Consider the following 8,300-nt stretch of genomic DNA (forward strand, 5'->3'; position numbering starts at 1 on the left):
ATTGTTAATATAGAAAAAAATTATACTAACTAATAAATTGATATGTTAGGAGGTTACTATGGCCAGTAGATTTGAAAAATTCTCAGAAAGAGCTAGAAGAGTTTTATCACTAGCACAGGAGGAAGCTACTCAATTTAATCATAATTACATAGGAACTGAGCATATATTACTTGGACTTATTAGAGAATCAGAAGGAGTTGCAGCTAAAGTACTAACAAACCTTAAAGCTGATACTCAAAAAATAAGATCTGCAGTTGAATTTATAATTGGAAAAGGTGATAAGCCTACTTCTGGTGAAATAGGCTTAACTCCCAGGGCAAAGAAAGTTATTGAACTAGCTGTTGATGAAGCTAGAAAACAAGGTCATCATTACATTGGAACTGAACATTTGTTGATAGGTTTAATGAGAGAAGGTGATGGTATCGGATCTAATGTCTTAGAAAGTCTTGATTTATCTCTTGATAACATTCGAGAAGAAACTCAGAATGTTCTTTCAAGATCTGCATCAAGCGCTGGAACTTCTCAACCTAGTTCAAATACAAAAACAAAGAATTCTACTACTCCAACTTTAGATGAAATAGCCACTGATTTGACAGAGAGAGCTGATAAAGGTGAGCTTGATCCTGTTGTTGGGAGAGAAGCAGAACTTGAAAGGGTAGTACAAATTCTAAGCAGAAGAAGAAAGAATAACCCAGTCCTCATAGGAGAACCAGGAGTTGGTAAAACTGCTGTAATAGAAAGATTAGCAATTCTTATGCAAGATGGTGATGTACCTGAAACTCTGCTGGGAAAAAGATTAGTTTCAATGGATATTGGTAGTCTTGTTGCGGGTACAAAATATAGAGGTGAATTTGAAGAGAGACTAAAAAAAATAGTTAAAGAACTCACAAGAAGTAAAAATTGTGTTGTTTTTATAGATGAAATGCATACATTAGTAGGCGCTGGAGCAGCAGAGGGTGCTGTTGATGCAGCTAACATACTAAAACCCGCTCTTGCTCGAGGTGATATTCAAGTCATAGGAGCTACTACACAAGATGATTACAGAAAGTACGTTGAAAAAGATAAGGCTCTTGAAAGAAGATTCCAACCTGTAACAATTGAAGAACCGGATGGAGAGTTAACTATCAATATTCTTAATGGAATAAAAGAGCAGTACGAACAATATCATCAAGTGACAATTACAGATGATGCTATAAACTCTGCAGTTAATTTGTCTGATAGGTATATCACTGACAGAAATCTACCTGATAAGGCAATAGATATAATTGATGAAGCTGGGTCTAGAGTAAGAATTAAGAATTCATTCTATCCTAAAGAGCTAAGAGATGAAAAAAAAGAACTAGACAAAATCAGAAGATGGAAAGAGGATGCTATTTCTTCACAACAATATGAAAAGGCTGCTAAATTTAGAGACGATGAGTTAGAACAGGCAACTGTTGTTGAAAAATTAGAAAAAGAATATGAATCATCTAAAAGTAAAGAGGCAATACAAGTAACTGAGGATGATATATCTGAAGTAGTATCAATGTGGACAGGTATACCTCTCAAAAGGCTAGATAATGAGGACAAAGAAAGATTAAAAAATATTGAAAATGTTTTAAGCCTTGATGTAATAGGGCAACATGATGCAATAGAATCTATATCTAAGTCTGTTAGAAGAGCCAGAACAGGTTTAAAGGATCCCAAAAGACCAATTGGTGCTTTTTTATTTTTAGGTCCTACAGGAGTTGGTAAAACTCATCTAGTAAAAAGACTTTCGGAATTTTTGTTTGGTACTGAAGATGCTATGGTCAGATTTGATATGTCTGAATATAGAGAAAGGCATTCTGTAACTAGATTAATAGGTGCACCTCCTAGTTATGTTGGGTATGAAGATGGAGGACAATTAACTGAAGCAGTGAGAAGGAAATCTTATTGTGTAATTTTATTGGATGAGATCGAGAAAGCTCACGAAGAGATATATAATATTTTACTTCAGGTTTTTGAAGATGGAAGACTAACAGATGGTAAAGGAAGAATAGTAGATTTCAAAAACACCATTATTGTAATGACTTCAAATCTAGGCTCTCAGAAAATCTATTCAGAAGGTAAGCTTGGTTTTGCAAGTGATACTTCATCAAACTCTATGGATCACAATGCCTTTGAAGAAAGAGTATTGAAAGAAGTTGAAGACCCAATGAATGGATTTAGACCTGAATTCTTAAATAGACTAGATGATAAGATTGTTTTTCATCCACTCAGTAGTGAAAATATATATGAAATTGTAGATATTTTAATGAAAGAAGTAGGTTCAAGATTGATTGAACATGGTCTAAATCTTAGCTGGACAGCTGGTGCTAAGAAATATTTGGCAGAAGAGGGTTTTGATCCTAAAATGGGTGCCAGGCCTCTAAGAAGGACAATTCAAGAAAAAGTTGAAGATCGCCTATCGGATGATTTATTAAATGGTAAATACAGTGCAGGTGATACTATTGAAATTGATTCTTCCAATGATGGTTCAGAATTAAAAATATCTAGGAAAATAACTAGTATAGAAAAAACATCAGCTAAAGAGTCAAAATAGAACAAAAAATTTATTGTTTTATTTTGATAAAATGTACCCTAAGAATCTAATTTTCTATGTCGAAAGCTTACTTAAATCTTATAGGTGGTCTTAGTGGAGATATGTTGTTGTCTTCATTATTTGATGCAGGCCTAGATCATAAATTGTTACATTCTGAACTAAAGAAATTAAATTTTATAGATTTTGAATTTTCTATTTCTAAAACCTTTAGGCATAATATTGAAGCTACACACACAGATGTAATAGTAAAAGATCAAAAAAAGTGGACTTGGTCAGATTTTTATCATGTAGTTAATGATTCAAATCTAAATAAAACTATTAAGAATAATGTAATAAATTGCTTCGATTTATTAAGAAATGCTGAAGAGGAATTTCATAAAGAAAAAAATCCTCATCTTCATGAACTAGGAACCTCCGATACTCTAGTAGATATATGTGGATTTTTTATAGCAATGGATATCTTAAGAATTGAAAAATTATTTAGCTCTCCTATACCAGTAGTACCCGGCTCAATCAAAACAAGTCATGGTAGCCATAATACACTAGCTCCGGCAACAAAAAATATTGTAGAAAAATTAAATATCCCTATGAGATATATGAATCACTCTTCTAATATTGAAACTATTACACCTACAGGTATTTCAATAATTGGAAGTTTTGCCGTTTTTAGGAATTCTGTTGATATTAGACCTACTAAAACAGGTTCTGGAGCAGGTTCAAAAACTTTTGAAAATTTTCCAAATGTTATTACAACAATAATTGATGAAGATATCAGAGATTCTCTTTCAAAAGATATTAAGGCTTTATTAGAAACTAATATAGATGATATGTCTCCTGAGCTTTTAGGTAGATTTGTTGAGTATAGTATTTCATTAGGCGCTCTCGATACTTGGATTACTCCTTATTATGGTAAAAAAAATAGATTAGGTCATAAATTGACTCTTTTGTGTAATATAGAAGATACAGAAAAATTTTCTAACCTTATTATTGATGAAACTTCCTCTCTAGGAGTTAGGTTATCTAAAATAGATAGACTTGAAGCAAATAGGAAAATAATGCTATTTGATTCTTCTTTCGGTAAAATAAATATCAAAATGAAATATATTGATAATGAATTACATTCTGTAAAACCTGAGTTTGAAGATATAAATAAAATCTCGAAAGATACTGGTAAGTCCTTATTATCAATTAGTAAACTTATAGAATATGAAATAAATAAAGAATTTTTTTCATAATTTGATTATTACCTATTTTTCTTTATAAGAACCTTGCATCATAAGATATAATTACAAATATTGCCTCAGTAGCTCAGTTGGCCAGAGCAGACGACTTGTAATCGTCAGGTCGGGGGTTCGAATCCCTCCTGGGGCTCCATTATCTTAATTTTTTATGCAGGGGTTGGGGAGTGGTTAAACCCACCTGTCTGTAAAACAGGCGCTTTATGCTTCACAGGTTCGAATCCTGTCCCCTGCACCACTCATTGAGTATTATAAAATTGCCCACATAGCTCAGTGGTAGAGCGCGTTCTTGGTAAGAACGAGGTCGGAAGTTCAATTCTTCTTGTGGGCTCCAAAATTTTATTTATAATTGGTCAATTTATATCTGATTTAGGAAAATAAAACAAAATATATGTAAAAATTTGTAAAAACAGTATAAAATGTATAAATGCGCGATATTAAATCATATTTGGATTTAATGCATAAATTAGAAAAATATAAATGATGGAGAATTGATAAGAAATGTCTAAACAAGTATTTGATAGAAGTAAACCACACGTTAATGTTGGTACCATTGGTCACGTTGATCATGGAAAAACTACCCTGACAGCAGCTATTGCTACTGTTCTTTCACACGCTCAAGAAAATGTGACAGCTAAATCTTTTGAAGAAATAGATAATGCTCCAGAAGAAAAAGAAAGAGGAGTAACTATTGCAACTTCTCACACAGAATACGAAACTGATACAAGGCATTATGCACACGTAGACTGTCCAGGTCACGCAGACTATGTAAAAAATATGATTACAGGAGCAGCTCAAATGGATGGAGCTATTCTTGTAGTAGGAGCTGATGATGGACCTATGCCTCAAACACAAGAACATATTCTTCTTGCTAGGCAGGTAAATGTACCTAGAATAGTAGTGGCCTTAAATAAATGTGATCAAATGGAAGACGAAGAGTTATTAGAGTTAGTTGAACTAGAAGTTAGAGAACTCTTATCTAAATACGATTTTCCTGGTGATGATATTCCTATTGTAAGAGTTTCTGCTCTTAACGCTCTAGAAAATGCTGAAGATCAAGAAAACAAATGGGTTAAATCAATACATGATTTGGCTCAAGCTGTTGATGATTATATTGAAATACCTGATAGACCAGTGGATCAACCATTTCTTATGCCAGTTGAGGATGTCTTCTCTATTAAAGGAAGAGGAACTGTTGTTACAGGTAGAGTTGAAAGAGGTGAAGTCAAGGTCAATGATGAAATTGAGATCGTAGGTTTTGGTAAGCAAGAAAAAGTTGTTGTTACTGGTGTAGAGATGTTCCATAAAACTTTAGAGTCAGGAATACCTGGTGATGCTGTTGGTATATTACTTCGAGGTATTGAGAGAGAAGATATTGCAAGAGGAGCTGTTCTAGCTAAACCAGGATCAATATCTCCTAAGCAGAAAGCTAAGGCTCAAGTATATGTTCTTACCAAAGATGAAGGTGGAAGGCATACTCCTTTCTTCACAGGATATAAGCCACAGTTCTACATAAGAACAACTGACGTAACTGGAGAAGCTCATTTAGAAGCAGGTACCGAAATGGTTATGCCTGGTGATAATACTGAGATGGATATAGAACTAATGTACCCTGTAGCTCTTGAAGAAAACCTAAGATTTGCTATCAGAGAAGGTGGAAAAACTGTAGGATCAGGTGTTATTACATCTATTTCCTAAATAACTAGGTAGAAAATCATGGCAAAGAAAAGTGCTGTACGTACTGTTTTAACACTTGATTGCGAGTGTGGAAAATATAGTTATCATACAGAAAAAAATAAAAGAAATACTGAGGTAAGATTAGAGCTTACTAAATATTGTCCTCCCTGTAGAGAGAGAAAAACATTTAAAGAAAAGAGATAAATTTGTCTACTCAACCTCCTAAGATAACCAAAAAAGGTTTTGCCCCCATTTCATTTTTTTCTGAAGTAATAGGAGAACTAAGAAAAGTTACTTGGCCTTCAAGACAAGAAGCAACTCGATTAACGATTATGGTTCTAGTTCTATCTATCATTATTGGTATTTTTCTTGGACTATTTGATATGATTTTCTCAAGATTTTTTTCAATATTATCAAATACTTAGTATAAATTTTTATGGTAAAAGAAATAGACAATAATATAGATGAGGCTAGATGGTATATTTTACACACCTATTCTGGTCATGAAGATAAAGTAATGACAAACCTAACTCAAAGAGTTGAGAACTTGGATTTATCAAAAACTATTCATGAGGTATTAGTTCCATCTGAAGAAAAAATAGAAATTAAAGATGGTGAGCGCCAGGTAGTCAATAAGAAAATGTACGCAGGTTACTTACTTGTAAAAATGATTATGACTGATGATTCATGGTTTGCTGTGAGAAACACTCCAGGTGTTACTGGTTTCGTATCTGCTGAAGATGAAACAGATAGAAGGCCTAAACCAGTGCCATTAGAAGCCCATGAAGTTGAAAGAATAATGAATCGTATGAATAGTGGTACTCCTTCAGTCTCTGTTGGATTAGCTCAAGGAGATTCTGTGAAGATTTTAGATGGACCTTTTGCTGAATTTATGGGAACTGTTGATGTTGTTAACAAAGAAAGAGGAAAAGTAACTGTTCATGTCTCTTTCTTTGGGCGAGAGACTCCATTAGAATTGGACTTCTTACAAGTAGAAAAAGCATAAAAGGATAATATTTTGGCTAAGAAAGTTATTGGACTCATAAAATTACAACTTCCAGCTGGAAGTGCTAATCCTGCGCCTCCTGTTGGTCCTGCACTAGGTCAACACGGTGTCAATATTATGCAATTTTGTAAAGAATATAATGAAAAAACTAAAGAACTTTCCGGATCGATTGTCCCTGTTGAGATAGAAGTATTTTCAGATAGATCTTTTAGTTTCACATTAAAGAGTCCTCCCGCATCAGATCTTATTAAGAAAGCAATTAATAAAAAAAGTGCTTCTGCAACACCTGGTGTTGAAATGATTGGAGAAATATCTAGAGCCCAATTAGAAGAAATAGCAAAAATTAAAATGGAAGACCTCAATGCATATGATATGGAATCTGCAGTAAAAATCCTAGCAGGTAGCGCTAGAAGTATGGGTGTAATAGTAAAGGAATAATAAATTGAAAAGAACATCAAAAAGATTTGCTGAAATAAAGTCTAAAATACAAGATCAAAAATTCAATTTGGAAGAAGCTATTAAGCTACTTAAAGAGTGCGCAACTGCAAAGTTTGATGAAGCTATTGAGTTTCATATAAAGACTAATGCTGATCCTAGGCACGCTGATCAACAGATTAGACAAACCTCTGATTTACCAAATGGTACAGGTAAAAATGTAAAGATATTAATTTTTGCCGAAGGTGATACAGGCAACCAAGCTCTTGAAGCAGGAGCAGAATTCATCATAGATGACGATATAACTAAAAGAATCGAAGAAGGTTGGGATGACTTTGATGTTGCTATAGCAACTCCAGAAATGATGCCTAAAATAGCTAAACTAGGTAAACACCTTGGTAGAAAAGGACTAATGCCTAATCCAAGATCAGGAACTGTTGTTACAGAAGATAAGTTAGTTGAAGCAGTTGAAAAAGCTAATAAAGGGAGAGTAGAAATCAGAATGGATAAAGATGCTAATATACATACTAGAATAGGATTATGTTCTTTTTCTGCAGATCAAATTGCTCAAAATCTATCATCAGTATATTCAACAATAGTTAATAATAAACCCGAGGGTGTCAAAGGAGCTTTTATAGATTCTGCCTCTATTTGCTCAACTATGGGACCAGGAATTGACCTAGATTTAGAAACACTTCAAGGCAGTATTGTTAATTAATTAAATTTTAATGATAGAATTAAACTACTTAAGACAACAGGTTGCTATGCTATAAATCCTGTCGAGGTAAATAGTATATATTTTTTAATTTCAACCGGTCTTATAAAGAACCGGTTTTTTTTTGGGAAAAATCATGCCAACAAAAAAGAAAATTGAACAAGTTGAAGAACTAGCAGATCTATTTAATAATTCTGACACAATAATAATGGCAGAATATAAAGGAAGTTCTGTTTCAGACTTAAGCTCCTTGAGAAAAGCCTTAAATGATTCTTCTGCAAAATTTAAGATAGCAAAAAATACTCTTGCTAAACTTGCTGCAGAAAAAACTGAAAAAAAATTACTTGCAGATGAAATTAATGGTCCATTAGGATTTATTCTTTCAAATGAAGATCCTTCTAAATTAGCAAAAACACTTTTTGATTTCACTGAAAAAAATGAAATTGAGTTCAACATAACTAAAGGATTTATTGATAATCAAATTGTGGATGAATCGACTTTATTGAAACTTTCAAAATTACCTACAAAAGAAGTACTATTAGCTAAAATTATGGGTAGTATGAATAGTCCTCTTACTAACTTAGTATTTGTTTTGAATGGTACAGTGCAAGCTTTGACAACAGTTTTACAAAGATATGTTGAAAAGGCAGAGGAACCAAAGGCAGA

The 8,300-nt window shown here is 33.2% G+C and carries 9 protein-coding genes, 3 tRNA genes and 1 other annotated feature; all 12 genes read left to right on the forward strand.

The features are described from left to right. Positions 1 to 58: 58 nt before the first annotated feature. Positions 59 to 2,563, forward strand: coding sequence for an ATP-dependent Clp protease ATP-binding subunit (locus MK083_06365; protein MCH2674074.1), 2,505 nt, complete (start codon positions 59 to 61; stop codon positions 2,561 to 2,563). 56 nt (positions 2,564 to 2,619) lie between these two features. Beyond that, the gene (locus MK083_06370) at positions 2,620 to 3,798 is read left to right on the forward strand and encodes a LarC family nickel insertion protein (protein MCH2674075.1); all 1,179 of its coding nucleotides are present in this window, start codon (positions 2,620 to 2,622) and stop codon (positions 3,796 to 3,798) included. Positions 3,799 to 3,860: 62 nt separating this feature from the next. Beyond that, positions 3,861 to 3,937, forward strand: a tRNA-Thr gene (locus MK083_06375). A 17-nt stretch (positions 3,938 to 3,954) separates the two neighbouring features. Further along, positions 3,955 to 4,039 (forward strand) — tRNA-Tyr (locus tag MK083_06380). A 21-nt stretch (positions 4,040 to 4,060) separates the two neighbouring features. Then, positions 4,061 to 4,135, forward strand: a tRNA-Thr gene (locus MK083_06385). A 167-nt stretch (positions 4,136 to 4,302) separates the two neighbouring features. Then, complete coding sequence (tuf, locus tag MK083_06390) at positions 4,303 to 5,499, forward strand: elongation factor Tu (protein MCH2674076.1); 1,197 nt, start codon at positions 4,303 to 4,305, stop codon at positions 5,497 to 5,499. A gap of 18 nt (positions 5,500 to 5,517) precedes the next feature. Next, the gene (gene rpmG / locus MK083_06395) at positions 5,518 to 5,682 is read left to right on the forward strand and encodes a 50S ribosomal protein L33 (GenBank protein MCH2674077.1); all 165 of its coding nucleotides are present in this window, start codon (positions 5,518 to 5,520) and stop codon (positions 5,680 to 5,682) included. A 2-nt stretch (positions 5,683 to 5,684) separates the two neighbouring features. Beyond that, positions 5,685 to 5,903 carry a preprotein translocase subunit SecE gene (gene secE, locus MK083_06400; protein ID MCH2674078.1) on the forward strand — a complete coding sequence of 73 codons (219 nt, stop codon included), beginning with the start codon at positions 5,685 to 5,687 and terminating at the stop codon, positions 5,901 to 5,903. Positions 5,904 to 5,914: 11 nt separating this feature from the next. Continuing rightward, positions 5,915 to 6,484 (forward strand): transcription termination/antitermination protein NusG, encoded by a 570-nt coding sequence (gene nusG / locus MK083_06405; GenBank protein MCH2674079.1) that lies wholly within the window; start codon positions 5,915 to 5,917, stop codon positions 6,482 to 6,484. A gap of 12 nt (positions 6,485 to 6,496) precedes the next feature. Beyond that, positions 6,497 to 6,922 carry a 50S ribosomal protein L11 gene (rplK, locus tag MK083_06410; protein MCH2674080.1) on the forward strand — a complete coding sequence of 142 codons (426 nt, stop codon included), beginning with the start codon at positions 6,497 to 6,499 and terminating at the stop codon, positions 6,920 to 6,922. 4 nt (positions 6,923 to 6,926) lie between these two features. Further along, entirely contained in the window at positions 6,927 to 7,637 is a 711-nt protein-coding gene (gene rplA / locus MK083_06415) for a 50S ribosomal protein L1 (protein ID MCH2674081.1), read from the forward strand. Between the two features lie 9 nt (positions 7,638 to 7,646). Further along, positions 7,647 to 7,766: a sequence feature (ribosomal protein L10 leader region), on the forward strand. A 4-nt stretch (positions 7,767 to 7,770) separates the two neighbouring features. Further along, a partial coding sequence (gene rplJ, locus MK083_06420) for a 50S ribosomal protein L10 (GenBank protein MCH2674082.1) occupies positions 7,771 to 8,300 on the forward strand: 530 nt, incomplete at its 3' end.

This window comes from Dehalococcoidia bacterium (assembly GCA_022451965.1).
GTDB lineage: Bacteria > Chloroflexota > Dehalococcoidia > Lucifugimonadales > Lucifugimonadaceae > TMED-70.

What these genes read in the sequence shown, in the direction of transcription:
- MK083_06365 (MCH2674074.1), top strand. Translation starts at nt 59, where the DNA reads ATGGCCAGTAGATTTGAAAAATTCTCAGAAAGAGCTAGAAGAGTTTTA.
- MK083_06370 (MCH2674075.1), top strand. Translation starts at nt 2,620, where the DNA reads ATGTCGAAAGCTTACTTAAATCTTATAGGTGGTCTTAGTGGAGATATG.
- tuf (MCH2674076.1), top strand. Translation starts at nt 4,303, where the DNA reads ATGTCTAAACAAGTATTTGATAGAAGTAAACCACACGTTAATGTTGGT.
- rpmG (MCH2674077.1), top strand. Translation starts at nt 5,518, where the DNA reads ATGGCAAAGAAAAGTGCTGTACGTACTGTTTTAACACTTGATTGCGAG.
- nusG (MCH2674079.1), top strand. Translation starts at nt 5,915, where the DNA reads ATGGTAAAAGAAATAGACAATAATATAGATGAGGCTAGATGGTATATT.